Here is a 20,952-nt window from a genome sequence, read left to right as displayed (position 1 = left end):
CAAAATAAGAAATTCATATGAACAAGAATCAAAAATTTCTGATAGGCTCAATAGGAGCACTTTTAACAGGCATTGCAATCGGTCTTTTGGTGGCTCCCAAAGATGGAAAGGACACACGCAAACTCATCAAGAGCAAAGCAAATGATCTTGGCGGAAATGCGAAAGACAAATATGAGAAAAGCCTTGAAGAATTGTCAGTTTTAGCCGACAAGTTGAAAGACGGCTTTTTGAAGAATGTTAGCTCTGCGAAGGACAAAGCTGGTTCCGTAGCGGATAATGTGAATGAAAGAGTGCGTGGGGTAGTAAATAACAATGGTTAAACTCCGACATCAACAATATTGAAAGGGCTGTTTCTTAAATGAAGCAGCCCTTTTTATTTCTGGATCTTATCAATGATTTCTTTAATGGCCTTGTTAATATCTTCATTAAAATTCTGGCTTTTTTCGGGAATGATCCCTTCCGCACCTCCTTGCCAAACCATCCTGTTATTAGCCGAGTCAACGAGATCAATCATGATTGTTCCTTCCCGATATTTTCCAACTACAACTTCTTCGCTTTTCCAGGAATAGCGCCTCTGCCCCATGTATCTCGGGAGTCCGTCTGTTCGGAAATCGGTCTGCCGGGTCTGTGATTTTTCTTCAACATTCAAGGCAATGTTAATTTTCAAATTGGCGTCCCTCGCCTCGTCAAGGCCTTTTGCTTGCAGATTTTGCGCAATTGCTGCTTTGATTATACCAACATTTTTTTCGAAATTCTGCGAAACTGTGTCACCTTTTGCCTCAATATCATAAAAACCAAAGGTGGCATAATCCGACAATTTAAAATCGTCTTCCTGTTTGGAATTAAGGATTTTGTAAGATGAACTGCAGCCTGCAACAACGAAAATGATGAGCAGGAAAAATGATGAACGAAAGGCTTTCATAACATTCAGAATTGAAAGGTGAACCGATTATCCAATTACGCTACCCAATTCCTTGGCAGCAGCCATACTAATACCTTTGTAATACATGAATTCACTCATTATGGCAGTTTGCTCTTCTTCTGTTTTTGCATGGACCGCTTGCTGCAGGCATACTTTCATTTTTTCCTCAATGAATGCCTTTTTAAGCCTCAGGATATTAATGAAAGCAGTTTTGTCTAAAACATCCGTTTCAAAAGGAACGAAGATCTCATATTTTTCAGACCACAATTCACTCAGTTCATATTTGTTGGCAAGCCAGTCAATAGTCAGGTTCCTGATCTCGGGCTCATGATGATGCAAAAAGTAATCCGTTGGCAGTACTTGATTCCGGTTAAAGTTTTCGCGGAACAGCACCAGCAAATGATGGAAAATAGTATCCTTGAAGTCGATCCCTTCGATCTCACTCAAAACATACTGACAAACTGTTATCGTAGGTTCGAGCTCACGCGTGCCGTGAACGACCAACAATCTTATAAATGCTTCTTCCTGATAATACAGTTTGCTACGCTGAGGAGTTTCTGTATGACCGGTTTCGGGCGCAAAAAAATCAGTAGGAGGTTCATTGGACTCTGAGAAGGGACCGCCTGAAAACAATGCATCCAGATCTGCCGGACTTTCGGGCGCCTGAGCCTGGCGCGGTGCGCGTTCCTGTGGTTTTTGCGTGTGCAGTTTTCGAAGCAGCTTGTTGCCCTCCGTAATAAGCATTTGCTCATCCACTTTCATCATTTCAGACGTCCGGTGGAAGAAAACCTGCCGCTTAATGGCATCGGGGATTTTTACAATGCTGTTAACAACTTCACCAATTACTGCCGCCAGCCGGAAAGGATCATTACCAGCGTCCTGCAATAACATTTCTGTTTTGAAGGTGATAAAATCCTTTGAATTGTTTTTTAAATATGCTTTAAAAGCTTCTGCGCCTACCTTTCTGACATAGCTGTCCGGGTCATCCCCGTCCGGGAAAAGAACAATACTAACATTCAGGCCTTCTTCCAAAACGAGATCTAGGCCGCGTAATGCAGCCTTTATGCCAGCAATGTCTCCATCATAAAGTATGGTAACATTGGGCGTAAACCTGCCGATAAGCCTGATTTGCTCGACCGTCAGCGAAGTTCCGGACGAAGCAACGACATTTTCAATTCCACCCTGGTTCAGGGAAATTACATCCGTATAACCTTCAACCAGATAGCAATGATCGAGTTGTCTGATCGCGTTTTTCGCCTGAAAAATCCCGTATAGGACGTCACTTTTGTGATAAACCTCGGTTTCCGGCGAATTTAGATATTTGGGTTGATTGGCAGCTTTGCTTTTATCAGATTTAAGAATCCGTGCTCCAAACGCAATTACTTTCCCGGCGACATTGTGGATCGGGAAAATAACCCTTCCTCTAAAACGGTCATAACCAGCGGTTTGAGAGCCTTCTTTATGTATTAATAAGCCGGCTTTTTCTAATAGTTGGGAAGAATAACCTTTTTCCAAAGCCACTTTTGAAAAAGCGTCCCAAGTATCCAGACTATAACCCAGCTCGAATTTTTTGCGAATTTCACCTGTAAAGCCTCTTTCCTTAAAATAACTAAGTCCAACGGCTTGGCCCTCGTCACTTTCATGAAGCTGTTGTACGTAAAAGTTTTTTGCAAAATTGAGGATAATGTAAAGGCTTTCCCGCTCATTTTGCCGAAGCGCCTCTTCATCAGTAACTTCTTCTTGCTCAATCTCAATGTTGTATTTGTCGGCCAGATAACGCAGTGCTTCTCCATAACCCACACCGTCAATGTCCATGACGAACTTAATCGAATCCCCTGCCGCGCCGCATCCAAAGCATTTATAAATCTGCCTTACCGGATTGACATTGAATGAAGGCGTTTTCTCGTTATGAAAAGGGCAGCAAGCCGAGTAATTGGCCCCTTTCTTTTTCAATGACACAAAGTCCCCAACCACTTCGACGATGTCAGCGGTTTGTTTGATCCGTTCAACGGTTTCAGGGTTAATGCGCATTTTTTGTTGTTTAGATTAGCCTACATAGCTGCAGTTTACAAGCTGTTTCGTTTTACGAATGTAACTAGCTATGACACTTTGAACAATAATTAACTAATAATTCCGTAAATTTGTTGCCAGTAGCTTTATCAAGTAAAATAATATTAGAGAATTGTCCATCATTTTCTCATTTTAGCCAAGAAAATCACATTGGAAAGCTTTTTTCTAATTACTTTAATTTGTTATTTTGCGGTGTTGAAAATTATATCAGAAATCATCAAGTGATATTATAGATATTTAAAATATAGTGTGTGTATAGTGTGAAACAGGGCATGGAAATTTTTCTATGCCTTTGTTTTTTTGTAACGGGCTTGTAGTCAGCTAAATGTAACGGTTATATAATTCAATAAGTTGACTTGTTACATCCTCCTTCATTATCTTCCCCTCGGTCTGTAAGCGTATTCTCCCTTTTTCCAGCTCAATAACAAGGTCAATTTTCGAAATGTCGTGATATACATTGCAAAAATCCGCACGCGAAACACTTGCAGAGGCCAGCACAACTACATTGCGTTCGTGCGCTTCGTATATAGATAAGGAAATACCGTCGGTGGTTGTATTCCTGATAAAAGCATCCGAAACCTGCAGGACGTTACCAAAATCGTGCTGACCTCCGATAAAAAGCACATTCTCTGGAATTTGCCCAAACGTCTTTGTTATGAAAGGCTTGTAGCTATCGGAAGGATCTGAAATAATTAAACCGCCGCAATCTACATGCCGGATATTGCTAATGATCTGTGAAAGTCCGTAAATCTCTTTTCCATTTTTATCAAATGACAAATTCCATGCATTTGTACAAAACACAAATTTGAAACGCTGCCGGAAATCGGCCAGCTGCCGCGAAAGCAGTTGACTTAAAGGCGTTGTATATGTCGCCGGAATGAATGTTGAAATAAGCAATGCGTTACCATTGTAGAATTTAGCCTTAGCCAGGCTTTCCTTATTTTGCACAATAGGGACCGAGCAGAGCGACGCAGACAGCTTAACAGCCAGATAATCCAAAATTCCGTAACGGCCCCAATCTCCATGATAAGTCAGGAAAAGCTTTTTGCCTGACAATACGCAAACCATTGCAAATAAAAGCTGAAAAAGTGGATTGGAAGCGTGCAGGTGGATAATCCGATGTTTCGCAATCTTCCTTATTATGCGGCAAAAGCTGTCATTTTTGAGATCACAAAAAGTAAAATGGGGGAAGCCGTTCACAGCCAGACTTTCAATCAACCGGGTCGCGTGCACCGTAACACCTCCTATGGGTGGCGGCAACTTTCCTATGATCAACACCTTGCTCATATTTTTGGATTAACAACATTGGCCTGAATGTTTTTCGCATAAAAGTACAGGCACATTAATAATATGGGAGCAAGACAATTGATGGTTACGCTTTTCGCAGGTAAAATCACGAAAACACTGCCAACTGTATGATTGAAAGCGAGATAAAAAACGAAGCTGACAGGCAGCAAAGCATGTTTTCGGTCATGCATGGAAATTGACAGAAGTAAAATCAGCAAGCTGAGAAGCAGGCTGTAAATGAAGGTCAATCCAATAAGTCCGTTTTCTGCGAGCAATGTGTAGAAAAGCGAATGTGCCTCTCTATAACCCGGGCCAAGCACTTCAAAACTTCCCGTTCCATGACCGGTCAAAGGTTTTGAAAGAAACAGATTGTAGGCAATTTCATGGATTTCTGCGCGACCGCTGGCTTGTTGTAACTTGTCCAAAACCGAATTTGTCGACATTAAATCGCCGAACCTTAACGTCCAGAAGTAGGCCATGTCCCAGTCTGCATATCCTGAAGTAAAACTTGGAAATAAGTTGAGCACTAATATCACGGTTAATAGTATCCACCAAAAACGCACGATATTTCCGATCAGAAATGTTGTGATGAGCATGTAGGGCACTATAAGAAGCACCGCGCCCCGGGAAAACGAGAATATGACAACGCTTAAAAGAATTCCGGAAAGTGACAAACGCAGAAAAATGTTTAATGCATTACGTGCAGTATAAAGCAGGACAAACGGCCACAGCAGAATGAAATATGCCATCGTAACATTGGTATCCGTGATGTTTCGGGTAGCCAGTAAGTTATCCGAACCCTTGTACTCTGCGCCGGCAACAACTAACCCGAAAGTGCCTAGCCCCAGAATGATATATAATGTGCACAAATACATTTCAAGATTTTGATGAAAATGGATCGCGGGACTGACCAATTTGAGATAGATGAAATAATAGGGTAGGGTCAGCAAAAAAAGTAGCACTCCGCCGAAAGCAATGTGTTCTAAATTTGGCGAAATCAGCAAAAAGAATCCTTGAATGATTACCCAGAACGCTAGAAAAAGCTTTTCTGCTTTGCTCAGACAAGCAGGTTTTTGGATAAAAAAATAAAGAAAATAGGAGACCAAAATCAAAAACGGCATCAATCTCCAGACGGAATTTGCACCGGCTGGAAATGAATATTTTTGAAACAAATGCAAAAATTGTGTGAAAACAGGCACTGCAAGGACATGGAAGAGCTTGTGCTGAGATCGGCAAAAAAGACTAACTGCGCAATAAACGTAGCATGTCAAAACCACAGCCGTCTGCAATTCATTTTCACCGAATGTCAGCAGTTGGTCAAAAAAAAATCCAAAGATTGAAACAATTACCAAAGCAACCAGCCATTTTTTGAAGATTTCAAAGCCTAGTTCAACCATTCGACAATGGTTTTAAAGGTGAAATCAACCGATTTCGGTTCAGTAAAATGAGTGAAAGATTTGATGGCAGCTAGCTCGTTTTCTGACTTTTGTTTGGATAAGCAGACTTTCAATGCGGTATATAATTGCTCTCTGCTCGTCACAAATTCGTCAACTTGCAATGCGTTGAGCGGAATCTGATGGTTATAATCATAAAGCCTTTTCACAGACTGATGATCAGAAAGCGGGGCGTTTCCGTCATAAGCGATACTAATCAAATGCTTGCCGCAAGCAGCAGCGTCCAGTTTCATAGTAGAGGCAAAATGAACGCACACATCACAAATCCGTAGCATTTGAGAGAGTGAATCAAGGAAGTCCAATTCCGGAAACCAGTTGTAAAAGCGTTCATTATCAACGGTTGGCAAATTTTTCGGATGCCAAATTGTGACAATTTTCTCATCAGACAGTTGATTATATGCACCAACATTATCTGCCGGGTGGCACCTAATGATAACGTGCAGATTACCTTCGCGTTTTGCAAAACGCAGCAGATCTGTTATGACGTCTAGCTGGTTTGGAAAGTGCCGAAATGCACTCGTGGCAACAAGAATCACCTGGTTTTCGGGTGGAACATTGAAGCGTGCTCTTGCTTCTGCATGCTTGTTTTCAGGCCGTGTTTGGAAATAACAATCGAACCTTGGAATTCCGGTCGCGATTACCTTGGGTTTTGTAATGTTGAAAATGGAATAAAAGCACAAAAACTCTTTTTTCATGAAGTCATTCCAAACCAATGTACAATCGTGATCCGCGTTAATGACGCCTTTGGATGTCAAATTATCCCAGCTAATGACCATTGCGAGAGTTTTAATATTGCGTCTTCGTAAAAAATTGACAATCCGGTTCTCGCGTGAATCCAGCGGCGAAGAAGATATCAAACCATGGAAGTGGTAGGATAGGAGCGGTTTAAGTTTAATGGAAAAAGAGGTCAGGAAAATAATGGAATGCCTTATTAACCTCAAAACCCATTTATTGAAATTTTTTTGACTTATAAGCCAAAGCACTTTTCGCATCCAAAACCATTCTTTTTGGCTCTGATATTTGATTTTTTGAGTTGTAATGTCAAAATGCTGAGCAAAAAACGCCTTTTCAACTTTACGCAAGCAGGTAAGCCAGGCAGGTTCGCTAGGAAGGTTCAAATTGACAAGCTTCAAATCGAGCCCAAACTGACCATTAATCTGGCCAATTTCTGCGGAACGGATCATTGTGGATAATAAATGCACATGATATTCCTGCGCTAGTTTCCTTATCAAACCGCTGTGAATGATGTTCATGGCAGCAAAGCTGTTTGTTATTAGGATCAGGACTGGCTTTTTTCTCCCTTGCTGTAAACTTCGAGATACAATTCCGCGAGCTTCCATTCTTGTAGTGTGTTAATGTTAAGATCTATTTCATTTTCAGGCTGATATCCGATACATCTTCCGCCAAGCAAGCGGTTCCGGCTGAGCAGGGATGTTTTGAGCAGATAAATATTGCCGTCACGATAATGCGAATTGGGCAAATCTTGTCGGCGGGAGGGCATGGCGACATCTGATATGAATCGTGAAAGCTGGCCGTTTGACAAGTGAAAGGCCCAGAGCGGATTGTATTTGTCCGGCGTTTTTTGAATTGTGGTCAGGCTATCGGCATCCATTTTAAGCATGTGTTTAATGGCATTATCAATTAGATCGGGGCTGCGGAACGGCGAGGTTGGCTGCAAAAGGCAAACATATTCGAACTCCATTTTGCGCTCTTTATAGAATTTTACGACGTGCTTCATCACTTCAATGGACGGCGTTTCATCACACGCAATTGCGGCAGGCCTGATGAACGGCGCTTCAATTCCTTCCCAGGTATTTGCAAACGCAACCGTTTCTTCACAGTCGCTTGACACTACAATTGTGGTCAAAAGCTTCGATTTTAGCGCGGATTCGATTGTATATTGAATAAGGGGCTTCCCTCCGAGTAGCTTCATATTTTTCCCGGGAACCCCTTTTGAACCCTTTCTAGCAGGAATGATCGCCAGGATTGTTTTGTTTGTTTCCATCAGTAAGTGATTTGTTTATTGACACTTAACTTCATTTTTGCCAGTAAGTCAGCGATTTGATTTCCGGCATCGCCGTTTCCATATAAAATAGAACTATCATAATGTCCGTGATCGAGCTGGTTTTGTACAGCCTCAATAATTGCGTTTGAATCAAAGTCTACATCAATCACATTGAAGGACCGTTCCCGGCCCTGTTGCCGGCTGCCAATGTTCACAACCGGTGTGCCCAGCAAAGACGCCTCCCTGATGCCCGTGCTGGAATTTCCAATGAGACAGGCGCAATGTTTAATTAGTTTTAGAAATGACTCTGGGTTGAGGTTCCGCAAAAAATGTATTTTCAGATTTTTACTTGTTTCGCCGTATCGCTGAATCTCTTTTAATATCTGCGCAGCTCCGTAGTCCGGGTTAGGCGTGAACCAGAAGGTGGGAATGTGTAGTGCACTTATAGCGTTCACCAAACTGCAAAATTGGTCTTTGGTAAACCCATGCTCGGTGGTTACTGGGTGATGCATTACCACAATATATTTGCTTGCCGACGAAAAGGATTGACAACTTTCATAGTCAAATCGCATGGCTGCATCATTTTTTATCTGAATAGCCAGGTCGATGGAAGGACAGCCTGTATGCCACACATTTTCAGGGACTTCTCCCATGGCTATCAATCTGTTACGCGCGGATGCAGTGGCAACAAAATGGACATCCGCCAGCTTTGACACCGCGTGCCGGACCTTTTCATCAATATTTCCGGTTACTTCCCCACCTTGGACGTGCGCCAGAGGAATGTTCATAAAGGAAGCTGCGACGGCGGCCGACATGGTTTCGTACCTGTCGGCAACGGTTACTACGACATCCGGACGCACATTTTCAAACACCGAAGCAAGTTCAATTACCCCCAGCCCGGTTGTTTTCGCCGCAGCGGTGGGATTCTCATTTTCAAGCAGATTTGAAACCTTGATGATTGGATCAAAACCGTCTTGGTTGACTAGTTTCGTAAGTCCGCCATATTTTTCCAACAGACAGCTTCCGGTAATCACAAGTTGAAGGCATAAAGATGGATGCGATTTTATTGCGATAAGAAGCGTTTTAACTCTGCTGTAACTGGCTCTTGCGGTGATTACTACACAAATTTTTCGTTTCATAGTAGGTCACTGAGATTTAAGAATGACCATTTTGCGAGATCGTGCTTTAATTGTCTGCCTACAACAGTTTCAAAATGCGTTGGCAATATGCCGTATCCCGCAGGTTTCTTCGCTTCCAAATCGGAAACCGTCATAATGTGCCCTACTCTGAGATCATTATTTACTGCCAGAGATTTTCCGAAAATCGTTTTCAATGTTGTGTATTCGGAACAGTCAGATTTGTCGACAGGAAACTTCATAGCGGTTTCTATTTGTCGGACACCCTTTACCAGTTGCTTTACCTGATCGATATTTATCGAAGAAGTTGAATCGGGTCCAAACATTCTCTGGTCAAATGTGACATGAAATTCAAGGATTTCGGCACCACTTGCCACGGCGGCGAGGCTGGCAAAAATATCTCCTGAATGATCCGAAAAGCCTATCGGGATCTGATAACGATCTTTTAGAACGGGAATAACATTGAGTCCCCACTGGTGTGGACCGGTGGGATAGGAGGATGTACATTGAAGCAAGGAAAGCTTACAATTGTCATTCACCTGTGCAATCGCATTGTCAAGTTCAGAAAGCGAACTCATCCCGGAGGATAAAATTATCCTGTTTGCAATTCCCGCGGCAGCAGACAAAAGTAAAAGATTATTCATTTCGCCTGACCCGATCTTGATCGCGCTGACGCCGATCCTTTCAAGCAGCCCAACAGCGCTGATTGAAAACGGACTGGCAATGAAGTCGAGCTTTTTCATTTCGCAATGTGCTTTTAAGCCGACCCATTCTTCTTCCGAAAACTCCATCCTTTTCCAGTAATCCATTCGGGAAGGATCCTTATATGAGAATGTTGTTCGAAATGGCTCGTGGATGCTGCTTTCTGCTTCCGCAATGTGGACCTGAAATTTGACGGCATTTACACCACTCGATGCAAGTGCATCAATGTAAGAATGCGCTAAACCTAAACTTCCTTCATGTGCCTGCCCGATTTCGGCGATCATGTAAATTTCTCCATTCATAGTGTGGCCATATTTGTGTTATGATTTAAAAATGTTTCGCTTTAATGCGTTGATTAGATACCGCTTTTTCGGTGTATAATAGCCGTAGCCATAATTTGTGCCGGGAGCTTCGCGAATGTCATTCAGGATCAAATGCAATCCCCGCAATTGATTTTGATCCCGGATTTCCCTGATTATTCCAAGCTGATTTTTGTATGTAAATCCTTGTCGGATAACATATAGCGATAAATCTGCCAAATGACTCAGCAAGCGGGCATCTGTAACCAGCCCGATCGGCGGCGTGTCCAATATGATAAAGTCATACTGGATCTTTATTGCCCGGATCATTTCATCTACTTTTGGCAACGCTAATAATTCCGAAGGATTTGGCGGAATATCACCCGCGGTAATTACGTCGAAGGAATTCTTGAAAGGTGCCGCCTGCATGAATTCATGCAAACTCAGGTTAGATGAAAGGCAATTGGTAAAACCTTCCTCGTTCAAGTTAAGATCCCGGGCCATCCGTGGCCTTCTCAGATCCAGTTCCAGCAAAAGGACCTTCTTGCCGGTTAGTGCCAGAGAGCCGCATAGGTTGGCAGCAACAAATGACTTCCCCTCACCGCTCATACTGGATGTCAGGAGGATGACCTGGTTTTGTTTTGATATAGATAAAAACTGCACATTGGTACGCAGAACGCGAAATTGCTCAGCCACCTGACTTTGCGAATTGGAATAGATAGTTGTGTCAGTGCCGGATTTATGGCTTATTTCTGCCAGCACATTAACATTAAGCTTCGCGGAAATGTCCGATTTATCCGTAATCCTGGTGCTGAGAATGTGTTTCAGGTGTATAACGGCCATGGGAAAACCGATGCCTATGAAACCCGCCATTAAAATCACGAGTTGCTTATTTGGTTTAACTGGCTTTGAGCCTGACTTGGGACGGTCAACAATGCGGGCGTTGGCTAGCGTTGAAGATTTGGAAATAGAAGTTTCTACGCGCTTTTTCAGAAGCAAAATGTAAAGCTCCTGCTTGATTTGCTGTTGTCGTTTTGCCTCCAAAAACTGTCGTTCCGTTGCTGGAATTTGCCCCAATTTTCGTTTAACCCCGGCTTTATAACTATCAACAGCCGTTAGCCCGATACGTAAATCGTTTAGCTGAGAAGTAATGTTGGCAATCAGGTCTTCACGGAGATGATTTAGTTGAACACGTTGAGACCTAATGTTCGGATGCGATTCATTGGTCGTCGTCAAGTCCTTTGTTAATGCCAGCTGAATAGTATTATATTTTTCAACAAGCGAGAGAAAGCCAGAATCCTGAATAAAAAGCTGCGCAGGAACGATATGCAGTGGCTTTGAGCGGAGAAATTGAAGTAACCCGTGCGCAGTCAGGGACTGAACATTGTATTTGTATTCTTCTTTTTCGTACTCGACGGACTTATTTAATAATTGACGGATGTTTTCGCCCAGATCAGTAATGTGATGCAGAGTTTGAAATGTTTCAATGGCCTTTTCATTAGCTGCTAATTCCGCCGAAACCTCGGCCAGATTTTTAGAGATAAATGCAAGTGTGCTATCCGCGATTCTGTTTTTATCTTCAATACTTACCTTAAAATAATTGATTAGGAGCCTTTCCAAAATTGCCTCACCTTTTCCCGGAACAACTTCATCGAGCGACAGATTTATCATGCTTACCAACTTATTGGTCGGCGAAACAGAAAGTGCTTTTCTGAACTGGTCCACAAGCTCTTCCTGATCTTGAATCACAATGGAATATTGGTCTTCAGGACTGTACAAATTGGAGGTCCGTTCGAGCTTGACGAGGCCATTCGGAATTTTTATTGTGTCTTTAAATCTTCCTTCATACGTTTCAGCGCCGGCTTGAAGCTTATAGCAATTCTTTTTGCCTAATGTCAGATAATAGGTGCGCAGTTTCACCTCTCCTGGGTTTCCTGCACTTATCAGCGTTAATTGGAACGGAGATTTATCAAACAATTCCGTAGTCTTCACATGTCCAGTCGAAAAGTAGCGCACATTTAAATGCAGATCTTCCACTACGCTTTCCATAAGCGTTCGGCTTTTCAGGATTTCCACTTCATTGTCCACGCTGCTTTTCACCGAGGGCATCCCCATACTTTCCAGAAAAGCGGTGTCGCCGAACTCGGAGCCCTTCGCGTCATCACGTACGAGTATGGAGGCGGTTATTAAAAATTGGGGAGTGATGTAGCGCAGATAAACGAAGGAAACCACAAGGCTTAGCGCCAGACAAAAAGCAACCCATTGCCAGTATGTCCGTACGCTCTGCACAAATAGCAATGCATACCGGATCTTATCAGCATTTCCTGAATTTGTGTTTGTTACAATATCTGGCCTGTTTCCCTGCATTGGTCTTGTGTGATTTTCTGTTTAGACGGAGGCTTTGGAAACAGGTCACACAAAACGTGAAAAATTTTTCAAAAAAAGTAAAATAAAAAATCCCTGATTCGCTATGTATAAGCAAATCAGGGATTTAAGTAGCGTAATTAATGTTTAAGCGAAATGCACTTTCACTTTTTTTAATGCAGATCCAACAACCTGGTGCATGTCATAATAACGATATTCGGCTAAGCGACCTCCAAAAATAACATTGGCTTCCTGTGCTGCCAGGTCTTTATATTGATTGAAAATCGCAGAATTCTTGTCGTCATTTACAGGATAATATGGCTCTGAGCCTTTCTCCCATTCTTGCGGGAATTCGTGGGTAATTACCGTTTTTGGCTGCGTTCCAAATTCAAAATGCTTGTGCTCGATGATCCGGGTAAAAGGTGTTTCACCGTCGGTATAATTTACAACAGCATTGCCCTGGTAATTTTCCTGATCAAGCAATTGGTTCTCAAAACGCAGGCTTCTGTATTCAAGCTGGCCAAACTGGAAACCAAAATATTCATCAATTGGGCCGGTATATACTACTGTTTCAGCAAGCGCTGTAAGCTCTTCTCGTTCTTTAAAAAAGTCAACACCCGTCCTCACTTCAATGTCTTTCAGGAGTCCTTCGGTCAACTTGTTGTAACCGCCAATAGGAATTCCCTGGTAACGGTCATTGAAATAATTGTTATCAAAGGTAAACCTTACCGGCAGGCGTTTGATGATAAATGCAGGAAGTTCAGTTGCCTTCCGTCCCCATTGTTTCTCAGTATACGCTTTAATCAGCTTGTGATAGATGTCAGTTCCTACCAAAGAAATTGCCTGCTCTTCCAGGTTTTGGGGATCTGTTATACCAGCTTCTTCCACCTGCTGCCTGATCTTCTCTTTTGCTTCTTCCGGTGTTTTCACTTTCCAAAGCTGATAAAAGGTGTTCATGTTGAACGGAAGATTGTAAAGTTCGCCGTTGAAATTGGCGACTGGCGAATTGGTATATCTGTTAAACTCAACAAATGAATTTACATAATCCCAAATGTCTTTGTCGTTTGTATGAAAAATATGTGCACCGTATTTGTGAACATTAATTCCTTCGACATTCTCGCAAAAAATATTACCACCCGTGTGATCCCTGCGATCTATTACCAAGCATTTCTTTCCTCTTTTTGTTGCCTCATGTGCAAAAACGGAGCCCCACAATCCTGCGCCAACTATTAAATAATCGTATTGTTTCATTTTGAATTATACCCTGTTACAGTTGAGATTGGTTTTTTACGGTTTTGTCAAAAGAGAAAGGCTCCCATCGGGAGCCTTTCTCTTTTAAATATATTTCAACCTACTATGGAAGAAGTTTCAATTCTACACGACGGTTTTTCAACAAACCTTCGCGTTTCGCGCTGTCAGCTATTGGTTTGAATGAACCGAAGTAGTCAACAATCACTTTGCTAGGATCAGTCAGACCAGCTTCGTTGATCAGATAGTTTTTAACTGCATCTACACGACGTTTCGAAAGAGCAATGTTATAACGATCTGTTGCACGACGGTCTGTGTGACCTGCAAGTTGCAGACGGCATCCGTTCAAGTTCATTAACTTAGCTACATTTTTAAGCATTTCCTGAGCCTCAGGCTTAATGGTGTTTTTGTCAGTATCGAACATTACGTTAGCAAAGATCTCTGCGCAAGCTGCACCATTTTTAAGTGCGTTTTTAACGTAAGCATCGAAGTCAAGAACGCGGCCACCACCGTCAACAATGCTTCCTGCTGGTGAATTTGGCTCTTTATCGAAGAAGTCAGAAACACCGTCACCATCTGTGTCAAGTAACAATCTTGGGTCAATGTCCTTAGGACGGTTTGCCTTAGCAACGGAGTCCATTTCTTCAAGCGTAAGGATTTTTGGTGGCTTGATCAACACCTTAGGATCTGTATAACGCAAGTGGTAATATCCACCTTCGTCAGGTTTGTAATCCCATTTGCCATCCACTTTTGCAACTTTCAATGGGTTTTTACCCAATTTGTAAGTTACCTGAACCGATCCGTAGCCGTAGCTGTCAAGTTCAGAGTTTCCTTTGCGGGATGTTTTTTGGTCTGCGATATCGAAGCTGCCTGGGGTTCTGTCGTAGTCACCGCCGTAAGTTGCATCCAGATAGTCAGAGTTTGTATGGTTCAGACGGAAGTCAAGACCAATGTCAATGCGTTTTGTAACTTCGTAGTTAACATTCAATCCTGTTGGGATAATCCAATCATTCATGTTTCCTGTGTTACGAAGCTCAACACCGCCTGTCAAGTCATACGCAGTTGCATCGTAAAACACTTGACCTACACCGATGTATGCGTCAACTTTCCATCTTTTCATCTTGTTTGGTCCCATCAAAAGACCTTTAAGATTCACAGTTCCTGCAACAGAAACGTCGAAATAGTTGCCTTCAAAATAACGGTTGTAATTCCGGCGCTTCATACCTCTCAAATTACCGATAGAAGCATCAAGCCTCGCACCGAATAAATATGACAGCTGTTTATTTAAAGTCAAGCCTCCTTGAAAAGTACCGGATTCTTTGTGGCTGTCAGAAGTTGTTTTCGTCACAGGCCAGAAATCATATTCTCTCAAATCTCCAAAGAACATAGACGGTCCAATGTGTGCGGAAATTGACCATGTGTTCAATTTGTAGGGGCCGTCATAAGATGCTTTAGGATTGTAATCCGGAGAATTCGGCTGCTCTAGTGGTTGTGCCAATGAAGGCAGCGCCATCATTGCCGCCAGGGCAAACGAACAAATCAACTGGGATACTTTTTTCATACTATTCAAGTTAGCGTTATTAAGATTAACTAGGATTGATCTATAGTCAATTATGAGTAAAAAATTGTGAATTTATTCATGGCCAAACGTCCTTTAACCAAATGCCTAGTGCGCACAAAAATAGGTTAACAATATCATTTAATCAACCGAAGTTGATACAATTGAAAAACTTTCCTGATTTTGTAACCAAATTTTACCCGAAAGAAACGTCCTTTTCTGAACTTTCAAAGCCGTTGATTTAATTTTTTTTCCATTTCTTTCTTCCATGGAACAAATTCTCCTGCTATGATCTTCTCTCTTGCACTGTTAACCAGCCACAGATAAAAAGTAAGGTTATGCACACTTGCGATCTGAGCCCCAAGCATTTCATCCGATTTCACCAGGTGCCGAAGGTAAGCCTTACTATAGAATGTACTGACATAACCTCCAAGTCCGGCATCGATCGGTGACAAGTCATCCTTCCACTTTTCATTGCGAATATTAATTACACCCTCTGTCGTAAAAATCATGCCATTGCGTGCGTTCCTTGTTGGCATCACACAATCGAACATATCAACACCCAGGGCGATGCATTCCAGGATATTTGCGGGGGTGCCGACACCCATCAGATATCTCGGCTTATCCCTCGGAAGGATATCGCAAACTACTTCGGTAAGCTCGTACATGATCTCGGCAGGCTCGCCCACCGACAGGCCTCCGATTGCATTTCCTTCGCGCCCGTACGAAGCAATTGTTTCAGCAGATTGAACTCTAAGATCTTTGTAAACACTTCCTTGCACGATCGGGAAAAGTGTCTGGCTGTGGCCGTAAAGGTCAGTAGTGCTATCAAATCTGGCGCAGCAGCGCCCAAGCCAGCGATGCGTCATCTCCATCGATTTCCTGGCGTATGTGAAATCGCAGGGATAAGGGGTACATTCATCAAAAGCCATGATAATGTCGGCCCCAATGATGCGCTGAATATCCATCACATATTCTGGGGTGAATGTGTGTACGCCACCGTCAATGTGTGACTTAAATACCACACCCTCTTCATTGATCTTTCTTCCGGTGCCTGCAAGGGAATAAACCTGATACCCGCCGCTGTCTGTCAGGATCGGTCGGTCCCATCCGTTGAAGCCATGAAGCCCGCCTGCTTTCTGCAAAATGTCCAGGCCTGGACGTAGGTATAAATGATATGTATTTCCTAAAATAATTTGCGCCCTGATGTCTTCCTTTAATTCCCGCTGATGCACTGCTTTCACAGTTCCAGCGGTGCCCACCGGCATAAATATCGGAGTCTGAATTGTTCCGTGACTTGTTTCGATAAACCCGGCTCTTGCTTTGGATGCCGGATCCTCTACTTGTAATGTAAACTTCATTAAAAGGTTTTAAATTGTGGTGTGCAAAAATAGGGTTAACGTCTCGAACATTGCTGACAATGACCTTATATTTGCATCAAGATGATAAAATTTTACAACTCTCTTCCATTGTGGCCGATTATTTACTCTTTGCGCTTGCGGCGTTTGTGTTCGTTCAATTGTGCTACTATCTGTTCTTTTTTACCAAGCTGGCATTTTACGAACAAGGCGCCAATTATGACAACGAGTTACCGGGAGTTACAGTGCTTGTTTGTGCTTGGAATGAGAGAGACAACCTTACTCAGCTGATCCCTTTGCTGGACGCGCAGGACTATCCTGAGTTTGAAGTGATCCTGCTGGATGATCGTTCAGATGACGGGAGTGAAGAGTTTATCCGGCAACATATTTTTAAGTGGAAACACATCCGGTATGTGCGGATTAACGATCAGTTTTCCCATATCACTCCTAAAAAATACGCGCTTACCGTGGGCATGAAGCAGGCCAAATATCCGGTCGCACTCATGACCGACGCAGATTGCCGCCCGACGTCCAATCACTGGATTACGGCCATGACTTCGCGGATTAGTCAGGAAAAAGACATTGTTCTGGGATTTTCACCTTATATAAAGGAACGCGGCCTGCTCAATTGGTTTATCCGCTGTGAAACCTTTTACGCAGCCGTTCAGTATCTCTCTTTTGCACTCGCCGGCTTTACCTATATGGGTGTCGGTCGCAACATATTATATAAGAGGTCTGTTTTCTTTGCTAACAAAGGTTTTTATCGCCACAAAAACGTTTATGGAGGCGATGACGACATTTTTCTCAATGAGGCTTCGACACGGACCAACACAGCCATTTCGATAGCAGAGGAGTCCTTCATGTACTCCCTTCCGAAAACAACCTGGCAATCGTGGTACAGGCAGAAACAGCGGCACATGTCGGTAAGCACATTTTACAGAATGCGAAATAAGATGTTACTCGGCCTGTTGTCCGGCGCGCACATTGCCGTTTGGATCTCCGGAATTGCCATTTTGATATTCGGCCTTATTACCAGAGATATTTATATTTTGCAGGGACTGGGCATTTTGTTTGCAGCGAGGTGGATCATTCAATGGTTTTTATTTTTTATTATCAATAACAAATTGGACAAGACAGTGGAATGGTTCACTTTTTTGTTCATGGATTTTGCATTCTTTATCTATTATCTGGTCTTTGGTTTCTTGACCTTTACCAGACGAAAACCCCGTAAAACGTGGAATTAATCAATAAATATTTCCCGGATCTGACTGCCGATCAGCGTGATAAGTTTGGCCAGATGGAGGAATTATACCAGTTTTGGAATGCCAGAGTCAATGTAATTTCCCGACAAGACATTGATACATTATATGAAAGGCACATTTTGCATTCGTTAGGCATCGCAAAAGTGCTTGAATTCAAGTCAGGAACAAGCATTCTGGATGTGGGCACCGGCGGCGGTTTTCCCGGTATTCCGCTGGCGATCCTATTTCCGAAAGCACAGTTTCACCTCGTTGACAGCATTGGCAAAAAAATACGCGTGGTGCAGGAAATTGCAGACGCGTTGAAGCTGGATAATGTTAAAGCCGAGCAGATCCGGGCCGAAAAACTGGACGACTCCTATGAATTTGTAGTAAGCAGGGCTGTTACCAGGATCACACCTTTTGTGGGTTGGGTGAAAAAGAACATCAGCAAAAACTCATTTCATTCGCTGAGGAACGGAATTTTATACTTAAAAGGCGGGGACCTGACGGAAGAGCTTTCTGAGCTGAACCAAAAATCCCGTATTTACGAGCTCTCCGATTTTTTTGAGGAGGAATTTTTCCAAACCAAGAAAGTGCTTTACGTACCATTATAACATTATATATAACCTAAGTTAACATGAACGAACGATATAGCGCCAGCGGCCTGATGAATCCATTTTTTCCTGATTCAGTAACATTCGGTGAGAAAGGCGTAACATTTACCGTCAAGAAGCTTTTCAAGAGCAATGACAACTTTGTTTTTTATTCAGATATTTCCGGTGTGGAAATTGAAAGCGGAATGTTTTTTTCCACGATAAGGGTGATTCCAAGAATGCGTCCGGAGATTATTATCAATAATTTTACCAAATCAGATGCCAAGAGAGTCAAGGAGTTAATCCTTCAGCAGGTGCAGGGATGACATTTTTTTTAAATTTATTCTTGCGCTGTATAGATCAAATTCTTAGATTTGCACCAGAATTCAGATAGTTAATCGGATTTGAAATTCCTGAATAGCTCAGCCGGTTAGAGCATCTGACTGTTAATCAGAGGGTCGTTGGTTCGAGCCCAACTTCGGGAGCCTGAAAATGCGGTCCGCCGCTCCGAAAGCACTTAGCATTAATTTGCTAGGTGCTTTTTGCGTTAGTGGCAATGAAAATTGCAATAGTAATTACGCGACGGGTAGCTGGCCAGAAGTTTTTTATATCTTCAAAAGTAAAAGCACACGCAAAACCTGTCAGATTTTAGAAAAAAATCTGAAAAAAGTAATCTCCGTACAAATCCGTCATTTCCATTCTATCATTTGGCTTCCAGCTAAGCTAGTATTGCAACCACTTTGCAACACATAGACATGGAATCTGTAACCCAGACAGCTAAGTACACTTTGGCTGAATTAACCAGGTATTTCCTTAAACTCGGCACATTAGGCTTTGGCGGCCCGGTTGCCCTGATTGGCTATATGCACCGCGATCTGGTGGAAGACAAAAGGTGGATCTCAGAGGATGAATACCGGGAAGGCCTTGCGCTTGCGCAGCTTGCACCGGGCCCGCTGGCTGCCCAGCTCGGCATTTATCTGGGTTATGTGCATTATGGTGTTTGGGGTGCTACACTCACAGGTCTTGCTTTTGTGCTGCCCTCTTTTTTGATGGTTGTTTTGCTGGGTATCGCTTACAAATTATATGGCGGGCTTCCATGGATGCAGTCTGTATTGTATGGTGTGGGTGCTGCCGTAATTGGCATTATTTCGCTGAGTTGTTATAAGTTGACGCTCAAATCAATCAGCAAAATTGAGCCAGAGGCAATCAAAAGCCGGTGGCTGTTGTGGATATTCTTTTTGACGATGGCTATTGTCACCGCCATCACCCAAAGAGAAGAAGTGTGGCTTTTTATCCTGCTTGGGTTTATTTATATGGTCGTGAAAGCGCCGCCCAGATGGCTGGAAAAAAGGAACACTTCTTTGTCCGTTGTGCTTTTAGCAGGAACAGGTTTCTGGCAATATGAGCCCGGCGAGCTTGTTAAGTTAGGGCTCTTTTTTACCGAGGCAGGGGCATTTGTATTTGGGAGCGGACTGGCGATCATTCCATTCTTGCAGGCAGGTGTCGTTGGTGAAATGGGCTGGCTCAACGAGCAGCAGTTCCTGGATTCCGTTGCGGTCGCCATGATTACGCCGGGGCCGGTGGTGATCACCGTTGGCTTTATCGGCTTTCTGGTTTCCGGTTTTGCGGGGGCGGCTGTGGCAGCGCTGGGCGTTTTTCTCCCATGCTTTGTTTTCACGGTCCTGCCTGCGCCATACTTTAAAAAGATTTCTAAAAATACCAGTATCAAAGCCTTTGTGGACGGGATTACGGCGGCTGTCGTTGGTGCGTTGGTCGGATCTGTTTTCGTTATTGCTACCCGCTCGATTGTCGATGTAGCTTCTGCGCTTATTGCTGTCGTTACCGTCCTTTCACTGATTTACATTAAAAAATTACAAGAACCTTACGTCATTTTAGTGGCAGCTATTATTGGCTTTTGCATCAAAACTTACCTATAAAAATATTTTTGCCTGTTTTCATGAAGAAAATATCATTACTCCTGCTTGTCCTTTTCTCAATCCCATCGCTTGGCCAAAAACAGGTCAATAAACACAACGGCGTGTGGCTGGGCTATTTCAATCAGACCAGAATCAACGATAAATGGGGTATCTGGCTGGATTTGCATGCCCGAAGGACTGATTTTTTAGACCGATGGTCTACACAGATCATAAGGCCGGGGATTACCTATTATGCCAATGATCATCTCAGGTTTACTGCCGGGTACGCGTATGCGCGAAGCTATCCCGCAGTCGGACTCCACACCGTCCGCCCTGAAAACAGGCTGTGGCAACAGGTGCTCTGGACAAGCCGTCAAAAGCGCCTGCAAACCCAGCAATGGATCCGGGTGGAAGAGCGTTTTAACCGTAAAATTGCTAATGACGCTTTGCAGGATGGTTACAATTTTAATTTTCGTTTCCGGTATTTACTGAACCTGATGGTGCCATTGAACAGGGACTTCATAGAGCCTAATACATTGTTCTTCGCATTCAACGACGAAATTCACATCAATGCGGGTAAACAGATTACTTACAATTTATTTGACCAAAACCGTCTTTTTGTTGGTTTGGGTTACCAGTTTACAAAAGGGCTTAATTTGCAGGTGGGCTATATGAACCAGTTTCAGCAGCTTCCTTCGGGCAACCATTTCAACAGCAATAATGTGTTAAGGGTTTTTGTATTCCACAACCTGGATTTACGCAACAAAAAGTAGCGGATCGCAGGGTTAAACGATCTGTC

The 20,952-nt window shown here is 43.0% G+C and carries 18 protein-coding genes and 1 tRNA gene; 7 read left to right on the top strand and 12 right to left on the bottom strand.

Features of this window, described 5'->3' with window-relative positions:
• Positions 1-17: 17 nt before the first annotated feature.
• On the top strand, positions 18-320 hold the full coding sequence (locus B5X68_RS26005; protein WP_082217690.1) for a YtxH domain-containing protein: 303 nt from the start codon (positions 18-20) through the stop codon (positions 318-320).
• Between the two features lie 53 nt (positions 321-373).
• Here B5X68_RS26005 and B5X68_RS26000 read toward each other — a convergent pair whose 3' ends face one another.
• The 12 genes from B5X68_RS26000 to tgt form a co-directional block, all read right to left on the bottom strand.
• Complete coding sequence (locus B5X68_RS26000; protein WP_082217689.1) at positions 374-922, bottom strand: DUF4136 domain-containing protein; 549 nt, start codon at positions 920-922, stop codon at positions 374-376.
• Positions 923-949: 27 nt separating this feature from the next.
• Positions 950-2,953, bottom strand: a complete 2,004-nt coding sequence (dnaG, locus tag B5X68_RS25995) for a DNA primase (protein ID WP_082217688.1) — start codon at positions 2,951-2,953, stop codon at positions 950-952.
• A gap of 360 nt (positions 2,954-3,313) precedes the next feature.
• Positions 3,314-4,279, bottom strand: a complete 966-nt coding sequence (locus tag B5X68_RS25990; protein WP_082217687.1) for a glycosyltransferase family protein — start codon at positions 4,277-4,279, stop codon at positions 3,314-3,316.
• On the bottom strand, positions 4,276-5,676 hold the full coding sequence (locus tag B5X68_RS25985; protein WP_082217686.1) for an O-antigen ligase family protein: 1,401 nt from the start codon (positions 5,674-5,676) through the stop codon (positions 4,276-4,278). Before B5X68_RS25985 ends, B5X68_RS25990 begins: the two co-directional genes overlap by 4 nt.
• Positions 5,664-6,986, bottom strand: a complete 1,323-nt coding sequence (locus B5X68_RS25980) for a CDP-glycerol glycerophosphotransferase family protein (protein WP_170916728.1) — start codon at positions 6,984-6,986, stop codon at positions 5,664-5,666. Before B5X68_RS25980 ends, B5X68_RS25985 begins: the two co-directional genes overlap by 13 nt.
• A gap of 26 nt (positions 6,987-7,012) precedes the next feature.
• A complete protein-coding gene (locus B5X68_RS25975) occupies positions 7,013-7,738 on the bottom strand; it encodes an acylneuraminate cytidylyltransferase family protein (RefSeq protein WP_082217684.1) in 726 nt (241 codons plus the stop codon).
• On the bottom strand, positions 7,738-8,877 hold the full coding sequence (gene neuC / locus B5X68_RS25970) for a UDP-N-acetylglucosamine 2-epimerase (protein WP_082217683.1): 1,140 nt from the start codon (positions 8,875-8,877) through the stop codon (positions 7,738-7,740). The genes B5X68_RS25975 and neuC overlap by 1 nt, the downstream gene beginning before the upstream one ends.
• On the bottom strand, positions 8,874-9,878 hold the full coding sequence (locus B5X68_RS25965; RefSeq protein ID WP_082217682.1) for an N-acetylneuraminate synthase family protein: 1,005 nt from the start codon (positions 9,876-9,878) through the stop codon (positions 8,874-8,876). The genes neuC and B5X68_RS25965 overlap by 4 nt, the downstream gene beginning before the upstream one ends.
• 18 nt (positions 9,879-9,896) lie before the next feature.
• Positions 9,897-12,242, bottom strand: coding sequence for a GumC family protein (locus B5X68_RS25960; protein ID WP_082217681.1), 2,346 nt, complete (start codon positions 12,240-12,242; stop codon positions 9,897-9,899).
• A 144-nt stretch (positions 12,243-12,386) separates the two neighbouring features.
• The gene (gene glf / locus B5X68_RS25955; RefSeq protein ID WP_082217680.1) at positions 12,387-13,490 is read right to left on the bottom strand and encodes a UDP-galactopyranose mutase; all 1,104 of its coding nucleotides are present in this window, start codon (positions 13,488-13,490) and stop codon (positions 12,387-12,389) included.
• A 103-nt stretch (positions 13,491-13,593) separates the two neighbouring features.
• Entirely contained in the window at positions 13,594-15,048 is a 1,455-nt protein-coding gene (locus B5X68_RS25950) for an OmpA family protein (protein ID WP_082217679.1), read from the bottom strand.
• 224 nt (positions 15,049-15,272) lie between these two features.
• On the bottom strand, positions 15,273-16,406 hold the full coding sequence (tgt, locus tag B5X68_RS25945; RefSeq protein ID WP_082217678.1) for a tRNA guanosine(34) transglycosylase Tgt: 1,134 nt from the start codon (positions 16,404-16,406) through the stop codon (positions 15,273-15,275).
• A 59-nt stretch (positions 16,407-16,465) separates the two neighbouring features.
• Between tgt and B5X68_RS25940 the strand changes: the two genes are divergently transcribed.
• The 6 genes from B5X68_RS25940 to B5X68_RS25915 all read left to right on the top strand — a co-directional run bounded on the left by B5X68_RS25940 (position 16,466) and on the right by B5X68_RS25915 (position 20,926).
• Complete coding sequence (locus B5X68_RS25940) at positions 16,466-17,647, top strand: glycosyltransferase (protein WP_229208572.1); 1,182 nt, start codon at positions 16,466-16,468, stop codon at positions 17,645-17,647.
• Entirely contained in the window at positions 17,638-18,258 is a 621-nt protein-coding gene (gene rsmG / locus B5X68_RS25935; protein WP_082217677.1) for a 16S rRNA (guanine(527)-N(7))-methyltransferase RsmG, read from the top strand. The genes B5X68_RS25940 and rsmG overlap by 10 nt, the downstream gene beginning before the upstream one ends.
• A gap of 23 nt (positions 18,259-18,281) precedes the next feature.
• Positions 18,282-18,563, top strand: coding sequence for a hypothetical protein (locus B5X68_RS25930; RefSeq protein WP_082217676.1), 282 nt, complete (start codon positions 18,282-18,284; stop codon positions 18,561-18,563).
• Positions 18,564-18,648: 85 nt separating this feature from the next.
• Positions 18,649-18,722 (top strand) — tRNA-Asn (locus tag B5X68_RS25925).
• A gap of 270 nt (positions 18,723-18,992) precedes the next feature.
• Positions 18,993-20,174, top strand: a complete 1,182-nt coding sequence (locus B5X68_RS25920) for a chromate transporter (protein ID WP_082217675.1) — start codon at positions 18,993-18,995, stop codon at positions 20,172-20,174.
• Positions 20,175-20,194: 20 nt separating this feature from the next.
• Positions 20,195-20,926, top strand: coding sequence for a DUF2490 domain-containing protein (locus tag B5X68_RS25915; RefSeq protein ID WP_082217674.1), 732 nt, complete (start codon positions 20,195-20,197; stop codon positions 20,924-20,926).
• Positions 20,927-20,952 lie beyond the last annotated feature (26 nt).

It is taken from the genome of Dyadobacter psychrophilus, assembly GCF_900167945.1.
Classification (GTDB): domain Bacteria; phylum Bacteroidota; class Bacteroidia; order Cytophagales; family Spirosomataceae; genus Dyadobacter; species Dyadobacter psychrophilus.
Note: the sequence above shows the minus strand (reverse complement) of the source record. Positions and strands in the feature narration are given on the sequence as shown.